We start from the raw sequence: 17,571 nt of genomic DNA, 5'->3' as shown, positions 1-17,571 counted from the left end.
CATCCCGGCGCTCGGACACCCCCACATCGCCGATCTTGAGTCGATCAAGCGGGCGCGGCCCGCGCGGGGGCGGTCAGCACGCCTGGACCGCTGCCGACCGCCGCAGATGCGCTAGCTGCGGGCCGCTGTGGGGCCGAACTGCTGGGTGAAGCGGCTGGTGAACAGGTCCGCACCCTTGTACTCGGCGACCGTCGCGGCAGGCACGACCGCCGGGCCGTCGGGCGTGGGCATCTGACCAACCCCGTGACGTGACCCGAGTGGGACCAGAATCATCGGGTACGGCATGGGCTGGTAGGTGGCCGCGAGCTGCTCGCCGCGCAGTTGCGCGGTGATGTTCTGCACCACGACCTCGGCGTGCTGCAACGCGTACGCGGCCATCTTGTCCTCGGCGACATCGGTGAGGTCGCCGACCGCGTACACGTGGTCGTGGATCTGGTCGGGCCCGACGCGGACGTTGAGGGTTTCGGTGACGGGCACCCTCCCCTGCGAGGTGAGCGTGGTGAGCCGACCGTCGGTGAGGTAGCCGGTGTTGATGCGCAGGCCGAAGGCACGGAACCAGATGTCGGCGGTGATCTCGTCGCCGTCGGTGGTGGTGACGGTGAAGGTCTCGGCCCGATTCGCCTCGGTCGCCACCGGCGCGGCCAGGGCGGTGCCCAGTCGCACCTGGATGCCCAACTCGTCGAGCTGCCGATGCAGGTCAGCACGCATCTCCGGCGTGAAGTCGGGCAGCAGTTGCTCGGCCGGATCCACGATGGTCACGTGCTTGTCCGGCCAGACCTCCTTGATCTCACCGGCCAACTCCAACCCGACCGGTCCGGCGCCGAGGATCAGCACCCGCTCCGCGCTGGCCAGTTCCTTGTGGGTCTGGCGCAGGTCGTCGAGCGCCTCGTCGATGGAGTCGGCGTCGGGTCTGGCCGGGTAGGCGTAACTGGAGCCGGTGGCCAGGACCAGATAGTCCGCCGCGACCCGCTGGCCTGAGGCCAGAGTGACCCCGCCAGGATCCACCGAGACCGCTCGGTCGCGGATCACCGTGCCCCGCGTGAGCAGCGTGTCGAAGGGGAAGAACACGTTGCCGGCCCAGTCCGGCCGGGTCAGTGCCCGCAGGGATGCCGCAACGTTGACGAACGCGTCCCGAGGGTCGATGAGGACGACATCGGCGTGCGACTCCAACGCCTTGGCGACCGCCACACCGCCGTAACCGCCGCCGACGATCGCAACCGTACGACTCATGACTTTCAACTCCTACCAGCCGAGGAATTGCGCTCGACCGCTGTCGGGCGCCGTCCTCAACGGTCGTCACCTGACAGCAGGTCAGGGAGGCCGGACTGAAGCTGGTAGTGGCAGGGACACCATCGGGATTGCCGACGTTGTTACGTTCGGATGGTGAGCGACAACGAGCTTGGGTTGTTCCTGCGCGTCCACCGTGAAGCGGTGACGCCGGCCGAGGTGGGGCTGCCCACCGGGCCGCGCCGCCGGGCCCCCGGGCTACGCCGCTCCGAGGTGGCGGCCCTCGCCGACGTGAGCGTCGAGTACGTCACGAGACTCGAACAGGGCCGCGACCGCCGACCGTCTCCGCAGGTGCTGGCCGCGATCGCCAACGCACTCCGGTTGAACTGGAGCGAACGCGTCCACCTGCACCGCCTCACCAAGGCGGCAGATCCCGCCTTCAACTGCCGGGGCCACAGCACCCCGACAGGTGAGGTACGTCCGACCGTGCAGGCGCTGCTCGACCGCCTCGAACCCACGCCGGCGGTGCTGCTCAACCAGCTCGGCGACATCCTCGCCCACACCGCCGGCTACGTTCGGCTGGTCGGACCGATCGGGTTGCTGGACGCGGCACAGCCCAACCTCGCCCGGTTCGTCCTCACCGACGCTCGGGCGCGCAGCGCGTACCCCGACTGGTACCACGTCGCCGACGAGCAGGTCGCCGCCCTCAAGCAAGGCCCGTTCCGGGCCTATCCGCCGATGGCCGCCCTGGCGGACGAGCTGACCGTCACCGCGGGCGCCGACTTCACCCGTCGCGTCGACACGGTTCCCAGCCTGGCGAAGCCCAGCGGGATCCTCCGGCTGGCCCATCCCGAGGCCGGCATGCTCCGGCTCGCGTACGAGACCCTCGAACTCCCCGCGGACGACGACCAGCGTCTGCTCGTCCATCTGCCTGCCGACGCGGCGACCTCGGCCGCGCTCGACCGCCTCAACAGCCAACCGCTACGCCTCGTGGCCGGATGACACCGACCGCCCCGGGCGGGCCCGGGGCGGTCGGTGAACGTGGTCAGATCATCGTCTGGGACTTGGCCTCCATGTCGGCAGCGGCCTCCTCCTTGGATTCGCGGGTCAGTGGCTTGCCTCCCGCGGCCGGGGCCTTACCGCCCAGCGGGTCGGCGCCGCCGGTGGCACCCTGCGGGCCCGCTCCCCGCAGGGTGTTGTTGGGCAGTGCCAGAGTGACCAGCACCGCCACGATGGCGACCAGGCCGGCGGTCAGGAAGACCAGGTGCAGCGACTCGACGAACGATTCCTGGATGGCCGCCCGCACCGCACCGGGCAACGCCATGATCGTCGCCGGGTCGTTGATCGAGATGTTCGTGCCGCCGCTGGCCGCCACCGCGGCCTGCTGCTCCGGCGGAAGCTGGGCGATCGCGCCGGGCAGCCGGTCGGCCAGCTGCGTGTTGAGCCGAGTGGAGAGCAGCGTGCCGAGGATCGCCACGCCGAACGAACCGCCCAGCGACCGGAAGAAGGTCGCCGAGGAGGTGCCGGCGCCCAGGTCCCGGACGGAGACCGCGTTCTGCACGGCGAGGACCAGCGACTGCATACACAGGCCCAGGCCGATGCCGATGATCGCCATGAAGCCGAACGCCAGCCAGAGCGAGGTGGCCACGTGCAGCTGGGTGAAGAGCAGCATGCCCACCACCAGGGTCACCGCCCCGGCCACCGGGAACCACTTGTAGCGGCCGATCCGGCTCATCGCCCGACCGGTGAGGATCGAGGTGATGATGATGCCGGCCATCATCGGCAGCATCAGCAGACCGCTTCGGGTCGGCGAGGCGCCCTTGACGATCTGCAGGTACAGCGGGATGAAGATGATCGACCCGAACATCACCAGACCGAGCACGAAGCCGGCCGAGTTGGCGAGCGCGAACGTGGCGCTGCGGAACAGCCGCAACGGCAGGATGGGCTCGGCGACCCGGGCCTCCTGCAGCACGAACAGCAGGGCGAGCACCGCACCCGCGACGATGAGGCCGATGATCACCCCGGAGCCCCAGGGGTACTCGTTGCCGCCCCAGCTCAGCGCGAGCAGCAGGCAACTCACCCCGGCGACCAGCAGACCGGCACCGAGCCAGTCGATCGAGTGGTCCCGGCGTTCGAACGGGATCAGCCGCATCACGTGGTAGCAGACCACGATGGCCAGGATCGCCAGCGGCACGTTGATGTAGAAGATCCACCGCCAGTCGGTCTCCGCGAAGTAACCACCGACCAGCGGCCCGGCCACCGACGAGATCCCGAAGACCGCGCCGAACAGACCCTGGTAGCGGCCACGCTCCCGGGGTGACACCACGTCCGAGATGATGGTGAACGCGAGCGTCAGCAGACCACCGGCACCGAGGCCCTGGATGCCCCGGGTGATGATCAGCTGAGTCATGTTCTGCGAGAGCCCGGCCAGCAACGACCCGACCAGGAACGTGCCGATCGAGAAGAGGAAGACGGGTCGGCGCCCGTACAGGTCGGCCATCTTGCCGTACAGCGGTGTCGACGCGGTCGAGGCGAGCAGGTACGCGGTGACCACCCACGAGTAGTGGTTGATCCCGCCCAGCTCACCAACGATGGTCGGCAGGGCCGTACCGACGATGGTCTGGTCGAGTGCGGCCAACAGCATGCCGGTCATCAGACCGAGCATGAGCAGCCGGATCTGCTGACGATTCAGCACCGGCGCGGCGGAGGCTTCGGTGGTCATGTGCCCTTCTATCCCGCGAGCCGCAGAACATGCGCCGGGCCCAGCAAAATCACCCTGTTGATCATGTGGTCAGCGGCGCCACCAGCGGCGATTCCTGCCGCCAACGCCCAAGACAGCCCGACCGGACAAGGAAGGGCACCTTGTGAACAACGTCAAGGTCCGGCGTTGGACACCGGCGACCGTGCAGGTTTGGCCCGGAGGGCGCGGGGGACCCGGGGAGGTATGGCAGGAGCAGCAGCGGAACAGCGCCGGCTCGCCACCGTCGTGGAGAGCTGGCTCGGACGCCCAGTCCTGATCGTCGGCGATGCCATGTTGGACGAATGGCGGTTCGCCGACTCGGACCGGCTCTGCCGGGAGGCGCCCGCCCCGGTCCTCACTCTGCGCCGACGGATCTCCGCCGCCGGTGGGGCCGCGAACACCGCGGTCAACGTCGCCACCCTCGGCGGCCGGGCGGTGCTGGTGGCACCGGTCGGTGCCGACGTGGCCGGCGACGAACTGCACGACTGTCTGGACCGCGCTGGCGTCTGGGACCGCACGGTCAACCAGCCCGGACGGCCCACCCCGGTGAAGCGGCGCATGCTGGCCGGCAACCAGATCCTGCTGCGCGAGGACTCCGGCGACCCGGACGACGCACTCGACCCGGAGGGCGTGACCCGGCTGCTCACCGCCCTGAACTGCGCCACCGAGGAACTGCGCGCCGCCGCCGGCGGGGAGGCACCGACCCTGGTGGTCTGCGACTACGGCCTGGGCGCGCTGCCCGCGCCGGTCCGCGCGTGGCTGGTCGAGCATCGCGAGCGGTACGCCACCGTCGCGCTGGACGCCCACGACCTGGCCGACTGGCGGGGCCTCGCGCCGACCGTGGTCACCCCCAGCTTCGCCGAGGCGACCCGGCTGCTGGCCCGGGCTGGCGGTGCGGCCCGACCGACTGCCGGGACCGAACTGCACCTGGAACACCCCCACGGCGACCCGGCCGATGGCCCGTCCGAACTGACCGTTGGCGCGGCCCCGGGCGGGGCACACGCCGACGACATCACCGACCGGCCGGCCTTGGAGCCGTCGCGAGCCGATCGGCCGCCGCTGGAGCCGTCGCGAGCCGATCGGCCGGGGCCGGTCGGTGAGCCCACCCCGAGCGAGGGCCGGGTGGCCCTCACCGGCGACGGGCTCAGCGTCACCGGCACCGGCGTCACCGTGAACACCCAGGCCGGGGAGGGCGTCGACCGTGCCGTCCTGGCCGAGTCGCGCCTCGCCGAGCTGCGCGCCCACACCGGCGCCGACGTGGTCGCGGTGACCCTGGACACCGAGGGCGCGGTGGTCGGTGGCGCCGATGGAGAGCCGCGACGCAGCCACAGCACCCCGGTCCCGGCGAGCCACGCCGTGGGCGCGGGTGACGCGTACCTGGCAGCGATGACGTTGGCCCTGGCCGCCGACGCGCCGCTGCCGACCGCCGCCCAGCTCGCCCAGTTGGCGGCCACCATCACCGTCTCCGACACCGGCACCTGCGTGTGCCGGCGAGAGGACCTGCTCACCGCGCTCAACCAGCCGACCGAGACCATGAGTCACCCCGCCCTGGTCGGCAGCGACGAGTTGGACGCGATCGTCGCCGAGTACCGCGAGGCGGGACGGTCGGTGGTGTTCACCAACGGCTGCTTCGACGTGCTGCACCGGGGGCACGTGCGCTACCTGGAGCAGGCCCGCGCGTTGGGCGACCTGCTCATCGTGGCGGTCAACTCGGACGGCAGCGTACGTCGCCTGAAGGGCCCGGACCGGCCGGTCAACCCGGTCGAGGACCGAGGTGCCCTGCTCGCCGCGCTCGCCTGTGTGGATCACGTGGTGGTCTTCGAGGAGGACTCGCCGGCCGCGCTGATCGAGGCGGTCCGGCCGGACATCTACGTCAAGGGCGGGGACTACCCGCCGGAGCTGGTGCCGGAGGCGCCGCTGGTGCGCCGGTTGGGCGGCCAGGTGCACACCCTGGGGTACGTGCCGGACCGGTCCACGTCGGCGATCATCGAGCGAATCCGGTCACACAGCCAGGACCGGGAGCCCGACCCGGCGGCGTACGCCGATGATCGGAAGCCCGACCCGTCGCTCAGCTCCCGCACCCAGGCGTCGTGAACCGCCCCCTCGACCCCGGCACCCCGGAGGAGTTCCGCACCGACCGGCTGGTCGACGTGCTGGTTCCGACCCGGAACCGGCCCGCCGAACTGGCGGTCACCCTGGGCGGGCTCGCCGCTCAGGACGGGGTGCCCGGCTTCGGGGTGGTCGTCAGCGACCAGTCCGACGGCGAGCCCGCGTACGCCCATCCCGCCGCGGCCACCATGGTCCGGGCGCTGCGCCACCGGGGTCACCCGGTGCTGCTGACCCGCCGGCTGCCCCGACGTGGGCTGGCCGAACACCGGGCGTACCTGCTCGCCGCCTCGACCGCCCGGTACGTCCTCAGCCTCGACGACGATGTCTGGCTGGAACCGGGTGCGCTGCACCGACTGGTCACGGCGATCGGTGAGCTGGGCTGCGGCTTCGTCGGCAACGGCGTGCACGGGCTCTCCTACGCCGACGACGTGCGGCCGGATTCGCACGGGCACTACGAGGAGTGGACCGGCCCTCCCACACCGGAGCGGATTCGACCCGACACCCCGGAGTGGAACCGCGCTCGGATCCACTCGGCGGCCAACCTGCTGCACATCACCGAGCACCTGGCGCTGCCGCCGGGCGCGTGGCGGGCGTACAAGGTCTCCTGGATCGGTGGGTGCGTGCTCTACGACCGGGCGAAGCTCGTCGCCGCGGGTGGGTTCGACTTCTGGCGTCGGGTGCAGGAGAAGCACCAGGGCGAGGACGTCGCCGCGCAGCTCGCGGTGCTGGCCCGCGACGGCGGGGCGGGCATCCTGCCCAGCGGCGCGTACCACCTGGAATCCCCCACGACGGTCACCGACCGGGACGTGGAGGCGTGGGAGGTCGTCCTCGCCGACGAGGACACCCCACAGCCGGCCTGAGCGCCGTTACTCCGCTGGGAGCAACTCGCGGGCGGCTTCCAGCACCTCGACAGCCGGTACGTCGGTGACGAACGAATCCCGGTGCGGGCACTCGCCGTCGCCGGGCCGGTGCGGGTAGATGCCCGGCGTGCAGTCCACCCCACACACCGGGCAGTGCACGGTCCAGGAGCAGATCGGCCGGTGCCGTCCGCGCAACGGGTTGGCCGTGTTGATCAAGTTGCCGACCCAGAAGATGCCCACCGTCGGGGCGCCGACCGCGGCGGCCAGATGCAGCGGGCCGGTGTCGTTGGAGACGACCAGCGCGCATTCGGCATAGCAACCCACCAGCCCGCCGAGGCTGAGCGTGCCCACCTGTGGTCGGACCGGCACCCCGGCCGCGCCGACCACCCGGTCCACCACCTCCTGCTCGGACGGCGTGCCGGTGACCAACACCTCGTAGCCGTCACCATGCAGCTCGCGGGCCACCTCGGCGAAGCGCTCGGCGGGCCAGCGGCGGCGGGTGTCGGAGGCGCCGGGATGCAGCGCCACCCGAGGTCGGCCCGCTGGTCCGAGCACCTGGACCGCCTCGGCCCGGTCGGCGTCGGTCACCGCCAGCGTCGGCACGATGGTGGTCGCCGGTGCTCCCACCAGGGCCACCACCTCCAAGTAGCGGATCACCTCGTGCTGGTAGTAGACGTAGCGCAGCCAGCGGTCCAACGGCGGCGCGTCGTCGGCGCGCAGGCCGACGGTCACCCGGGCGCCGAGGCTGCTGATCAGCGGATTGGAGTTGGCGCCGCCACCGTGGATCTGCACCGCCAGGTCGAAACCCTCACCGACGGCGGCGGCCAGGAAGTCGTCCATCGACGACTCCGGCTCGCCCGCCTCCGGCGTTCGAATGCCGGGCGCCGGGGGCACCACCAGCACCCGGTCCACCGGGCCGGGCCGGTCGCGCCAGAGCTTCGCGTGCCACGGCGCGCCGAGCAGCACGATCTCCGCCAAGGGGTACGCGGCACGCAACGCGTCCAGCGCTGGCAGGACGAACACGAAGTCGCCAAGCGCGTTGGCGCGCAGTACCGCGATCCGCTGCACGTCGGGAAGGCGCTCGGCGGTCGGGCCGAGCACGGACGGAGTGACCACGCGGCCCGCTACTGTCGATCGATCTCGCCGACGGTGTCCGGGCGGTGCAACTCCCGGTCCGCGGCGGGATCGGCCGGCATCGGCGTACCCGTGGAGAGGTCGCCGGAGCGCGGCCCGGTGCGGCCCACGGTGATGGTGCGCGGCGCGGGCCGGGTCGCCCGGGGCAACCGGACCCGGAGCAGGCCGTGGTCCATGACGGCGTCGATGGCCTCCGGGTCGACCCGCGACGGCAGGTTGATGCGGTACTCGAAGCCGCGCGTCTCGAAACCGCCGGGGATGCCCTGGTCGGCGTTGACTTCCGCCTCGGAGCGGGCCCGCACGCACAACTCGCGATCGTCCAGCTCGACGGCCACCTCCTCCGGCGCCACCCCGGGCAGTCGGACGACGACCTCCCAGCCATCCTCGGTCTCGGTCAACTCGACGTCGGACGCCCCGGCCCGACCACCGACCAACCGGCTCAGCTCGGCGCGCAGCGACTGCAACTCCCCCATCGGGTCCCAGCCCTGCTGCCGGCCTCCGCGCCAGCCCCGACCGAAGCCGCCGGACTGCTGCTCGCTCATCACACCTCTCCGATCCGCTGGGCGGCCGAGGGCGGCCGTAGCGAGCTGGGCGCGTCCAGGCCTGCGTCACGATCGACGCCCACGCCGAGCCGGTCGACCAACTCCCCGCCGAGCCAGGCGCTGATGCCGAGGATCGCCAGGGCGACCACCTCGATGGCGACGAGCGCGCCGCCGGCGGCTCGGGAGTCCGCGTTGAGCCGGACGGCCCACACGGCGGCGAAGAGCAGGATCACCGCGACGTTGGCGCCCGCGTGCAGCAGACCCACCCGCTTGGCGCGGGTGCCGGTCGGGATGGCCAGCAGGTCGAACGAGCCGGCCGCCGCCGCGAGGAGGCCGCCGATCAGGCCGACCGTGATGTTCCAGTACGCGACCTCGCCGAGGAAATCGGGACCACCGACGGTGTCGACCAGGTCGAACAGCACCGCCGTTGCCAGCAACGCCACCGGGAACATGACCAGCATCGGATGGACTGGATGACCCAGCACCTTGAGTCGGCTCTCCATGTCCCGGCCTCCACTGGTCGGCGTCCTACGGAATGGTCTCGTCTCGGCGGGCGCGTCGAGGGGGCCGTACCCCCGACGAACCAGGCACAAACCTCGCGCTGGTCACCGCGGATTAGGCTCACGAATGGTGGTGCCCGCCACCGGGTCAACGGTTGAGGGAGGATCAACGTGACGGTGGAGATCACCTCCCACGAGGAGTTGCGCAACCTGCTCGGGGTGCCGACCGCGCGGGCCGCCAACAAGGACCGCCCCCGCCTGCACGAACGGGACCGGGATTGGCTTGCCGCCTCGCCGTTCTGCCTGATGGCCACGGCCGGCGCGGACGGTAGCTGCGACGTCTCACCCAAAGGCGACCCGGCCGGGTTCGCCCTGGTGCTGGACGACACGACCATCGCGTTGCCGGAGCGGCCGGGCAACAAGCGGGCCGACGGCTACCGCAACATCCTCGACAACCCGCACGTCGGGCTGCTCTTCATGATCCCCGGGCGGACCGACACGCTGCGGATCAACGGGCGTGCCCGCCTGGTGAGCGACGCGCCCTGGTTCGACGAAATGGTGGTCAAGGGGCACCGGCCGGTGCTCGCCGTGGTGGTGGAGATCGAGCAGATCTTCTACCACTGTGCGAAGGCGTTCCTCCGGTCCGCGCTGTGGCAGCCGGAGACCTGGCAGCCCGACGTGCTGCCGTCCCGGGCCCGCCTGATCAAGGAGGTCGAGGCGCCGGTGGAGAGCCTGGCAGACCTGGAACGGCACTACGGCCCGGAGTACGCCAAGAACATCTACGCCTGATCCCCCCTTGGCGTTTCGGGCCACCCAGTGCACCACCGAATCACCAGCTAGACCTGCTGGTTGATGCGGAGGTGTACGCCGTGAGGCCGGGTCGTCTCGTCGGGATACGACGGGTCCCACTCCCCGCGACGCCACCGGTAGAAGGCGTGGGCGGGCGGGAGCGCAAGCAGGATGAGGGCGACCAGCAGCGCTGGCGACGCCATGATTCCCGACACGGCGCTTACCGGCTCGACCCACGCGGGCATCAGTTGACCGGCGATCTCATTGACCCGGGCCGCCTCGGTGCCGGCCGAGACATCGCCTTCGCCGGGTAGCAGGAAGGCCAGAACCAGCCAACCGCCCGACACCGCCACCGTCAAGCCGCCAATGACCCAGGTGGCGATCCGGGTCCAGTTTCGACCGGCAAGGTTGGCCAACGCCAGCACCAGGATGGCGAGGGCGGTCAGGGCCACGACCAAGCCGACGCCTAGGAGGAACAGCATCGGCAAGGCCCCGAAGCCGCTCGACGTGCCCACCTCCTCGTGCGCCCTCAGGTAGGTGTTCTCCTGCACCGCCTCAGCCGCCACCTGCGCGAGCCGGGCGAGGCCACTCAGCCCAAGCAGCACACTGGACCCGATAACGACGTTCACCCCTGGCCGGTTCGTATCCATCGAAGCCCCCGTCATCACGGTCGGATGCTAGCGCTGCCCGGAGACTTCGCCGATCGGCCCAACGGATGCCAGGCATCGAGTTCGGGGGACGATTCACGGCCGCATGGACACAATCGAGGCCCTGATCAGCATTCCTGCTGGTCAGGGCCGCACCCCTGGAGCCACCCGACGGGATATGGCCCCGAGCATCTCTCCCGCCCTGCCCCGCGCGTCTTGCTCGCTGATCACGGTGCGATATGCGAGAGAAGGATGCTCACGTTGGCAGCCCTGTCGATACGATCGGATGTACCGGCGGAGCGTGGGCATCGAGACGATGAACGTATGTCGTATCCGTCGCCGCACGACCACGAGCCGTCGCAGGAGCAGCCGACGCAGCCGTTCTCCGCGCCTCCTCATCCGGCACAGCCGTACGCGGCGCAGCCATACCCCGAGCAGCCGTACGCCGCGCCCCCATACTCGGCGCCTCCATACTCGGCGCCCCCGTACCCGGCGCAGCCGTACTCGGCGCCCCCGTACCCGGTGGCGCCCTTCTCGCCGGTCTTCCCGGTCGTTGTCACCCCGCCACCGACGTCCGGCCTGGCGGTCGCCTCGCTGATCGCGGGGCTCGTCGGCGTGCTCGGCGGCTGGTGTCTCTTCGGTGTCCCGTGCGTCGCGGCCGTGATCCTTGGCCACATGGCGACGGCGGCGACCAAGCGGGGCGAGCGGGGCGGACACGGGATAGCGATCGCGGGCCTGATCCTCGGCTACATCTTCGTCGTCCCCGGGGTCATCCTCACGGCCCTGTTCGGCCTCGGGTTAATCACCTCCTAGCCCTGCAACACCTCGCCCGCCGGAGGTGGCCGCAGGTCCGGTGACGGTGTCGTCCTACGCTCGACTGGTGATTGAAGCCGTCGTACTGCACACGGTCGCGATGCCCACCGCCCCTGCCCTGGCGCTGCGCCCCTGGCGCATGGACGACGTGCCCGCGCTGGTCGGGGTGTGCCAGGATCCCGCGATGCGTCGCTGGGCGACCTTCGCAGTGCAGGACGATGCTGACGCGATGCGGTGGGTACAGGCCCAGCAGCGGGGCTGGGCATCGGGAGACCGACTTGGCTTCGCGGTCCTCGAAACGGGCCACGATTCGCCCCACGGACAGTTGGTGGGCAACGTGGTCCTGAAGGAGATCGCCCCCGGCAAACCGTCGGCCGAGGTGGGCTATTGGACGGCCGCGCACGCGCGCGGAAAGGGTGTAGCGCCGCGCGCGCTGGAAGCTCTCACCGGCTGGGCCTTCGACATGCTGGGGCACGATGGACTGAAGCGTCTTGAACTCCTGCATCAGGTGGACAACCCGGCCTCGTGCCGAGTGGCGGAGAAAAGCCGGTACGACTTCGACAGAGTCCTGCCCGCAGCGCCGCCCACATTCCCGCTCGACGGCCACCTGCATGCGCGACACAGAGACGCATGAGAGCAATCACGTGACGACGATCGAGCAGCTTGAGCGGGACGTTTGGCCGGATCCCGGACCGGAAGCCACATTTCTCATCCGGCGTTGCACCGATCTGCGACGTAAGCCGCTGGCCGAGTTCACGGTCGAGGACCTGCGCATCATGCTCGGGCAAGAAATTGGCGTACCCGCCTTGCTGGCCCGCGCGGTACAAGTTCTGCTCAGCGATCCATTGGCTGAGGGCGACTATTACCCGGGTGACCTGCTCTCCAACGTGCTGCGGCTACCTGACTCGGCGTGGCCGAGCCTACGAGCGGAACGGCAGCGACTGGCAACTGTGCTGGCTGAGCTAGTTGCCAGTCCCCCTTCTCCGACCCTGACCTCAAGCCTCGCGACCCGGACCGACTGCTTCGCGACGCCATCGTGCGGTTCCTTGGTCGATGAGAGCGCAGCCGCTAGGCTCCCCGCCCGATGTAGCCGCGGGTCCATGCCCCCACGAAGCGATCCCAGGTGACCGGCCCGGCCCGGCGCAGGTAGGCCACCATCAGCGCCAGTCCGCCACCGCCGATCGAGAGGAGCAGCCAACGCGGCAACGCCCGCGATACTGGCGCGGGAGCGCAGGCGTTGGGCGTGTAGTCCACGGTCATCCGCGTCTGCAGCGGAGGGACGCGCTGCCCGGGAAACGACTTCCGGTCGATGCCGCAGAAGACCGGTCCGTCGCTTGCCTCGACCTGTAGCAGGGCCAAGACAGGTCGACCGCTGCGGTCGGCCTCAACGGAGACCACGGTGCCCGGGACCAACTCGCCGGCCGGCGGCGGCGGTCCCAGATCGGCAAACAGACCCGCCAGGAAGAGCGCCGTCGAGGTTATGACACCAAATATCGTGAATCTGGGCCATAGCGGTAGGCCGGGCGCTCGCCGCCGACTCCGGCCAAAGAGGGGCATGGCTGAGACGTTAGCCGGATCGATCAAGCCCTTCCCACGTCCCGCAGGTAGTCTCCACTGGCTTCGCTTCGGCAACCTGCCTCCACGTCAGGTCTCCGTTGACAGGCGACGAGGCCGTGGCGGGGATGCGGGGCGCGCATCACGGGCAGGCCCCGCCAACCGGCAACGCCGGCCAGAGGGACACGGCGGGAACTGCCCAGCCTGCTAAGAGTTCCTAACGAAATGATCTCGGTGGTGGGTCTTTCATCCCTTGTGGAAGGATTCCTTCTTGCGCCTCCGCCCACCGACGGTAATATCTCCATGTTTTGATCTTCAACGGGGAGGAAGACCCACATGCGATGGAAGTTTCCGGCCGGCGCCCTAGTGGCGCTGGCCTTTTTGATTCCGGCGGCACCGGCGGTGGCTCAAACCGAATCGCCAGGGCTGAACGAATCCTGCCAAACGGTCGAGCGCAAGGTGTACAAGGATATCCGCGAGCTTGTCACCATTGATCTGGATACCGCCACCAATCAAGAGCTGCGGGTGTTGACCGCCCAGATCCTGGCCACGGCAAACGCCGAAAAGTTGCCCGTTTTGCCTGGAGCAATACAGGACCGGCTGAAAGGCACGGAGGATGATCTCCGCGCATTCCTCAAGAAAGGCGTGCTTGACGCCTGGTCAGTGGCTCTGCGGATCTCGGTGGTCCGGACGTTGACTGACGCTGGCACCAACGTGGATGCGGCCGCGCAGAAGGTGCTCGGCAGCGCGGCCGTCGATGACTACCTGGCTTACCTGAACGACGGCCTCTACGCCGCACGTGCGCTTGACTGCGCGTCTCAGCCCACGCCGACGCCGAGCGCCACGCCCAGTGCGACGCCCAGCGCCACGGCCAGCGCGGCGCCCAGCGCCACGGCCAGCGCCACGACGACCGGTGCACCGACCGCTGCCTCCTCCGCCAGCCCCGGCGGCGAGGGCGGCGGGCTGCCCGTGACCGGTGCCGACACCGCGACCGTGGCCGGCATTGGCGGTGCGCTTCTGCTCCTCGGCGGCGCGGGCTACCTGATCGGACGCCGACGCCGCTCCAGCTTCGTGGCGTAGCTCGCCCGACGCGCCCGGCTCGATGGGCGCATGATCGACACGACGTCGCTGATGTGGGGGTGTCCCGCGCCTCTGATGCCCCCACATCGGCGATATGGAGTCGATCATTTCGGCGAGAGGCCGAACGTCGGACCTGGCCCGCCCGACCACGTCCACCCGGGATACCTCGCTGCCACGGTCTCTGCGGACCGGCACCACCAACGGCGGCGTGATCGACCCCGGAAAACGGCGAAGCCCAGGTCGATGACCTGGGCTTCTGTACCGAGCCGCCTGACGGAATCGAACCGTCGACCTACGCATTACGAGATCAAGGTAGGCGACCCGCAGACCTGGGCGTATGGCGTCCTAGCTGCGGAAATGCCTCTCGACATCTCATACCACTCCCCCGCCGTCCGTCGACCTCTTGCGGACTAGATGCGGACTGATGACCGCCGCGCCCGCGCCCCGCCTTGACGGTCACCGACGCACCCGCTTATGGCCCGTGACCGGCCGCCAAGTTCGGACTACGAAGACCACTGGCGCGATCAGCACCAGGACCATCCACTGGAGCGCCAGGTACATCGCAACCAGGATTTGAATGAGCACGTAGTCAAGCGCCAGCGGAACATCCGTGCTGGCCGTCGGCCCGGCGATCGGTACCCAGCTGGGCTCACGCGGCCGCCACAGAAGCCAGCGGGACGACCGGTTGCGCTGGCTGCCGCTCGCATCGTCGGGAGCTCCGTCCATAGGTCTGATTGTGGCCGAGCTGGCAATGGCAACGCACCCACAGCGCTGGCGGATCTCCGAGGAGGCTCCACGGCCTGAGGGTTAGAAGAAGATCGCGGAAGGCTGGTCGGGTGGCTGCGCACCTGGTCAGCCCGTCCGTCGTTGTCGGGTGGTGTCGGCGTCGGCAGGTGGTCTTGGCTGTACGGATGGCTGTACAGCCAACTCAGGTGGATCCAGGCTGCTCGCGGCCCTCTGAGGTATCGGCGGAGGCGTACTGCTTCAGGCTCATCGATCCTCCCTTCGTCCGCAATTCGTTTCTTTCCCGAGTGATTCGCAATCGGAAATTGCGATCGCGCTCGATTTCCTCCATTCTCCATTTTACGGCTTCTTCGTAATTTACGGGTGGCGCGAAATTCAGGAGCCAAATGAACGGGTCCTCATTGAGGACTGGGGCAGCCTTGTTGCCATTAAGAATCTCTACCCTTGCCTCGCGGAACCAAGTAGTTAGCTGCAAGCAAAGGGCGGTTATTTCTTCAAGGGCTCGGATGTAGCCGCAGCACTCGTACTCGTTGCCGCTGCCGCGCTTCCGCAGATCGCACCATCCGGCTGGCGAGTAGCTGCACTTGTCGAGAAGAGTCGATACCGGCTCTCGGATGCAGCGGATGCTCGGGCACGCGTCGGCGTCGATGACCTTGGACGTGTACGCGGGCCTGTTCGGGGACGACCTGGACGCGGTCGCCACCCGACTGGACGAAGCGTTCACGGCGCGGGGTGCGGACTATCTGCGGACCGGCACCACCGATGGCGGTGTGATCGACCTCGGGAAACGGCGAAGCCCAGGCCGATGACCTGGGCTTCTGTACCGAGCCGCCTGACGGAATCGAACCGTCGACCTACGCATTACGAGTGCGTCGCTCTAGCCGACTGAGCTAAGGCGGCAACGATCAGCAAGTGTACGGCACCCCGTGGCACCCGACCGAACGGGATACCCCCACCCGTCCGCCCTCACCAAACGGACATGTGGCTGTTTGCCGGACAGCGGATGATCGAGGGCGGGACTACGCTGCGGCGGGTGAGCGACGAACGCGACGACCACGACCGCCAGGACGAGCCGAACGAGCGCCCCGACCGAGCGCCGGCCAGCGAGCGTGCCGCCCGTCGGCCGCGCAGCACCGACCCGCTGGAGTTGGGATTCACGCCGCGCAAGCCGGTGCCGTGGCTGGCACCGTTCCTGCTGATCAGCACCGGCATCCGGACGCTGCTGGCGATGCTCTTCGGGGCGTACCTGGACAAGCGCGAGTTGCAGAACGCGTTCGGCGACGACATCTTCCGCCAGGTCGGGCCGGACGGCGGGCTGTGGCTCGACTACGTGGCCGACCTGGGTGACGGCTTCAACGCCACGTACTCGGTGGCGTACCTGCTGGCACAACCGGAACTGACGGTGGACGGGCACCGGCTGCCTCGCGCGCAGACCCTGGTGATGGGCGGCGACCAGGTGTACCCGTCGGCGGCCTATGAGGAGTACGAGAACCGGTGCAAGGGCCCCTACCAGGCCGCGTTACCGACCGCGCCGCCGGAGAAGCCCACGCTTTTCGCGGTGCCGGGCAACCACGACTGGTACGACGGCCTGACCGCGTTCCTACGGTTGTTCGTCCGCTCCCGGGACCGCAACTTCGCCGGCTGGGCCACCGGGCAGTCACGGTCGTACTTCGCCGTGGAGTTGCCGGCCGACTGGTGGCTACTCGGCGTGGATGACCAGTCCGGCTCGTACCTGGACGACCCGCAGCTGACCTACTTCGACGAGGTGGCCCGGCGGCTCGGCCCGGAAGCAAAGGTGATCATCGCGGCGCCGGCGCCGACCTGGGTCAAGGCCGCCGACAACCCCGCGGCGTACGACTCGATCGACTACTTCATTCGGACGATCATCGACCCGACCGGGGCGCAGGTGCGCCTGCTGCTCTCCGGCGACCTGCACCACTACGCCCGCTACGCCGGGGCCGACCGGCAGCTCATCACGTGCGGCGGCGGTGGCGCCTACCTCTACCCCACCCACAAGCTGCCGGAACGCCTCGAGGTGCCGCCGAGGGACACGCTGGCCCGGCGGGCCAGCCGCGCCCAGCCGTACGACCTGGTGGCCCGTTATCCCGACGCGGCCGCCTCCCGGCGCTACGGCTGGGGCATCTTCCCCCGGCTGCCGATGCGCAACCCCGGCTTCACCACCCTGCTCGGGATCCTGCACACCCTGCTGATGCTGGCGATGGCGGGTGCGACCGCAAACTGGGCCGACAGCACCGACCAGCGGCTGTTCAGCGTTCCGCTGGTGCTGATGGTGCTCGTGACGGTGCTGGCAGCGGCCCTGTTCGCCAAGCCACCGAGCGCGAGCGGCAAGCGGCACGCGCGACACTGGATTCTCGGCGTCGCCCACGGCGTCGCACATGTGGCCCTGGCTGCGGCCGGCACCTGGGCGTGGTTGGCGTTGCCGTTCTACGACTGGCCGTGGCCGCTGCCGGCGGTCGCCGCGACGGTGCTCTACGGCCCGGTGATCGGCCTGGTCGCGAGCCAGTTGGTGGCGGCGTACCTGCTGGTGGCGGGCTCGTTCGGAGTGAACGTCAACGAACTCTTCGCCGGGCAGGGGATCGAGGACTCCAAGTCGTTCCTGCGGTTGCGCATCGACGCGGACGGGACGCTGACCATCTACCCGATCGCGGTGGACCGGGTGTCCCGCGACTGGCAGGTCAACCCCGACCAGTCCCCCACCGCAAGCTGGCTGACCCCCAAAACCACCCCAACCCCCCACCTGGCCGAACCCCCCACAGTCCTCCACTAACCCAAGCCCTCAGCCGCGCACCCCCCCCCCCCCGGTTGATCATG

Annotated in this window: 18 protein-coding genes and 1 tRNA gene; 10 read left to right on the top strand and 9 right to left on the bottom strand. The window is 69.7% G+C overall.

Features of this window, described 5'->3' with window-relative positions; genetic code table 11:
• Window positions 1-111: 111 nt before the first annotated feature.
• Window positions 112-1,230 (bottom strand): NAD(P)/FAD-dependent oxidoreductase, encoded by a 1,119-nt coding sequence (locus HNR20_RS16425; protein ID WP_184180818.1) that lies wholly within the window; start codon window positions 1,228-1,230, stop codon window positions 112-114.
• A 150-nt stretch (window positions 1,231-1,380) separates the two neighbouring features.
• On the opposite strand from HNR20_RS16425, the gene HNR20_RS16420 reads away from it, so the two are divergent.
• Window positions 1,381-2,229 carry a helix-turn-helix domain-containing protein gene (locus HNR20_RS16420; protein WP_221309821.1) on the top strand — a complete coding sequence of 283 codons (849 nt, stop codon included), beginning with the start codon at window positions 1,381-1,383 and terminating at the stop codon, window positions 2,227-2,229.
• A 43-nt stretch (window positions 2,230-2,272) separates the two neighbouring features.
• On the opposite strand, the gene HNR20_RS16415 is transcribed toward HNR20_RS16420, so the two are convergent.
• Window positions 2,273-3,949 carry an MDR family MFS transporter gene (locus HNR20_RS16415; protein ID WP_184180814.1) on the bottom strand — a complete coding sequence of 559 codons (1,677 nt, stop codon included), beginning with the start codon at window positions 3,947-3,949 and terminating at the stop codon, window positions 2,273-2,275.
• 222 nt (window positions 3,950-4,171) lie between these two features.
• On the opposite strand from HNR20_RS16415, the gene rfaE2 reads away from it, so the two are divergent.
• Window positions 4,172-6,061, top strand: coding sequence for a D-glycero-beta-D-manno-heptose 1-phosphate adenylyltransferase (gene rfaE2 / locus HNR20_RS16410; protein ID WP_184180812.1), 1,890 nt, complete (start codon window positions 4,172-4,174; stop codon window positions 6,059-6,061).
• Window positions 6,058-6,936 carry a glycosyltransferase family 2 protein gene (locus HNR20_RS16405; RefSeq protein WP_184180810.1) on the top strand — a complete coding sequence of 293 codons (879 nt, stop codon included), beginning with the start codon at window positions 6,058-6,060 and terminating at the stop codon, window positions 6,934-6,936. The genes rfaE2 and HNR20_RS16405 overlap by 4 nt, the downstream gene beginning before the upstream one ends.
• Before the next feature lie 6 nt (window positions 6,937-6,942).
• Here HNR20_RS16405 and HNR20_RS16400 read toward each other — a convergent pair whose 3' ends face one another.
• Genes HNR20_RS16400 through HNR20_RS16390 form a run of 3 tightly spaced genes read right to left on the bottom strand, consistent with a single transcriptional unit; the run spans window position 6,943 to window position 9,115 of the window.
• The gene (locus tag HNR20_RS16400; protein WP_184180808.1) at window positions 6,943-8,052 is read right to left on the bottom strand and encodes a glycosyltransferase family 9 protein; all 1,110 of its coding nucleotides are present in this window, start codon (window positions 8,050-8,052) and stop codon (window positions 6,943-6,945) included.
• An 8-nt stretch (window positions 8,053-8,060) separates the two neighbouring features.
• Window positions 8,061-8,612 carry an Hsp20/alpha crystallin family protein gene (locus HNR20_RS16395; RefSeq protein ID WP_184180806.1) on the bottom strand — a complete coding sequence of 184 codons (552 nt, stop codon included), beginning with the start codon at window positions 8,610-8,612 and terminating at the stop codon, window positions 8,061-8,063.
• Entirely contained in the window at window positions 8,612-9,115 is a 504-nt protein-coding gene (locus HNR20_RS16390) for a DUF2231 domain-containing protein (protein ID WP_184180804.1), read from the bottom strand. The genes HNR20_RS16395 and HNR20_RS16390 overlap by 1 nt, the downstream gene beginning before the upstream one ends.
• Window positions 9,116-9,283: 168 nt before the next feature.
• Here HNR20_RS16390 and HNR20_RS16385 point away from each other — a divergent pair, with 168 nt between their 5' ends.
• The gene (locus tag HNR20_RS16385) at window positions 9,284-9,901 is read left to right on the top strand and encodes a pyridoxamine 5'-phosphate oxidase family protein (protein WP_184180802.1); all 618 of its coding nucleotides are present in this window, start codon (window positions 9,284-9,286) and stop codon (window positions 9,899-9,901) included.
• 47 nt (window positions 9,902-9,948) lie between these two features.
• Here the strand turns inward: HNR20_RS16385 and HNR20_RS16380 are convergent, their stop codons facing one another.
• Window positions 9,949-10,530 (bottom strand): hypothetical protein, encoded by a 582-nt coding sequence (locus HNR20_RS16380; RefSeq protein ID WP_184180800.1) that lies wholly within the window; start codon window positions 10,528-10,530, stop codon window positions 9,949-9,951.
• Between the two features lie 342 nt (window positions 10,531-10,872).
• On the opposite strand from HNR20_RS16380, the gene HNR20_RS16375 reads away from it, so the two are divergent.
• The 3 genes from HNR20_RS16375 (at window position 10,873) to HNR20_RS32915 (ending at window position 12,488) form a co-directional block, all read left to right on the top strand.
• Entirely contained in the window at window positions 10,873-11,361 is a 489-nt protein-coding gene (locus HNR20_RS16375) for a DUF4190 domain-containing protein (protein ID WP_184180798.1), read from the top strand.
• 67 nt (window positions 11,362-11,428) lie between these two features.
• On the top strand, window positions 11,429-11,995 hold the full coding sequence (locus HNR20_RS16370; protein WP_229687014.1) for a GNAT family N-acetyltransferase: 567 nt from the start codon (window positions 11,429-11,431) through the stop codon (window positions 11,993-11,995).
• A complete protein-coding gene (locus tag HNR20_RS32915; RefSeq protein ID WP_229687015.1) occupies window positions 11,973-12,488 on the top strand; it encodes a contact-dependent growth inhibition system immunity protein in 516 nt (171 codons plus the stop codon). Before HNR20_RS16370 ends, HNR20_RS32915 begins: the two co-directional genes overlap by 23 nt.
• Here the strand turns inward: HNR20_RS32915 and HNR20_RS16360 are convergent.
• Window positions 12,430-12,720, bottom strand: coding sequence for a hypothetical protein (locus HNR20_RS16360; protein ID WP_184180796.1), 291 nt, complete (start codon window positions 12,718-12,720; stop codon window positions 12,430-12,432). The genes HNR20_RS32915 and HNR20_RS16360 overlap by 59 nt on opposite strands.
• A gap of 531 nt (window positions 12,721-13,251) precedes the next feature.
• On the opposite strand from HNR20_RS16360, the gene HNR20_RS16355 reads away from it, so the two are divergent.
• Window positions 13,252-13,995 (top strand): LPXTG cell wall anchor domain-containing protein, encoded by a 744-nt coding sequence (locus HNR20_RS16355; protein WP_184180794.1) that lies wholly within the window; start codon window positions 13,252-13,254, stop codon window positions 13,993-13,995.
• Window positions 13,996-14,451: 456 nt separating this feature from the next.
• Here the strand turns inward: HNR20_RS16355 and HNR20_RS16350 are convergent, their stop codons facing one another.
• A complete protein-coding gene (locus tag HNR20_RS16350; protein WP_184180792.1) occupies window positions 14,452-14,721 on the bottom strand; it encodes a hypothetical protein in 270 nt (89 codons plus the stop codon).
• Between the two features lie 632 nt (window positions 14,722-15,353).
• On the opposite strand from HNR20_RS16350, the gene HNR20_RS16345 reads away from it, so the two are divergent.
• The gene (locus HNR20_RS16345; RefSeq protein ID WP_221309820.1) at window positions 15,354-15,548 is read left to right on the top strand and encodes a hypothetical protein; all 195 of its coding nucleotides are present in this window, start codon (window positions 15,354-15,356) and stop codon (window positions 15,546-15,548) included.
• A 17-nt stretch (window positions 15,549-15,565) separates the two neighbouring features.
• Here HNR20_RS16345 and HNR20_RS16340 read toward each other — a convergent pair.
• Window positions 15,566-15,639 (bottom strand) — tRNA-Thr (locus HNR20_RS16340).
• 133 nt (window positions 15,640-15,772) lie between these two features.
• Between HNR20_RS16340 and HNR20_RS16335 the strand changes: the two genes are divergently transcribed.
• Complete coding sequence (locus HNR20_RS16335) at window positions 15,773-17,527, top strand: metallophosphoesterase family protein (RefSeq protein ID WP_184180790.1); 1,755 nt, start codon at window positions 15,773-15,775, stop codon at window positions 17,525-17,527.
• Window positions 17,528-17,571: the final 44 nt, after the last annotated feature.

This window comes from Micromonospora parathelypteridis, from assembly GCF_014201145.1.
Classification (GTDB): Bacteria; Actinomycetota; Actinomycetes; order Mycobacteriales; family Micromonosporaceae; genus Micromonospora; species Micromonospora parathelypteridis.
The sequence above is the reverse complement of the archived record's forward strand: the minus strand, read 5'-3'. Positions and strand labels throughout refer to the sequence as shown.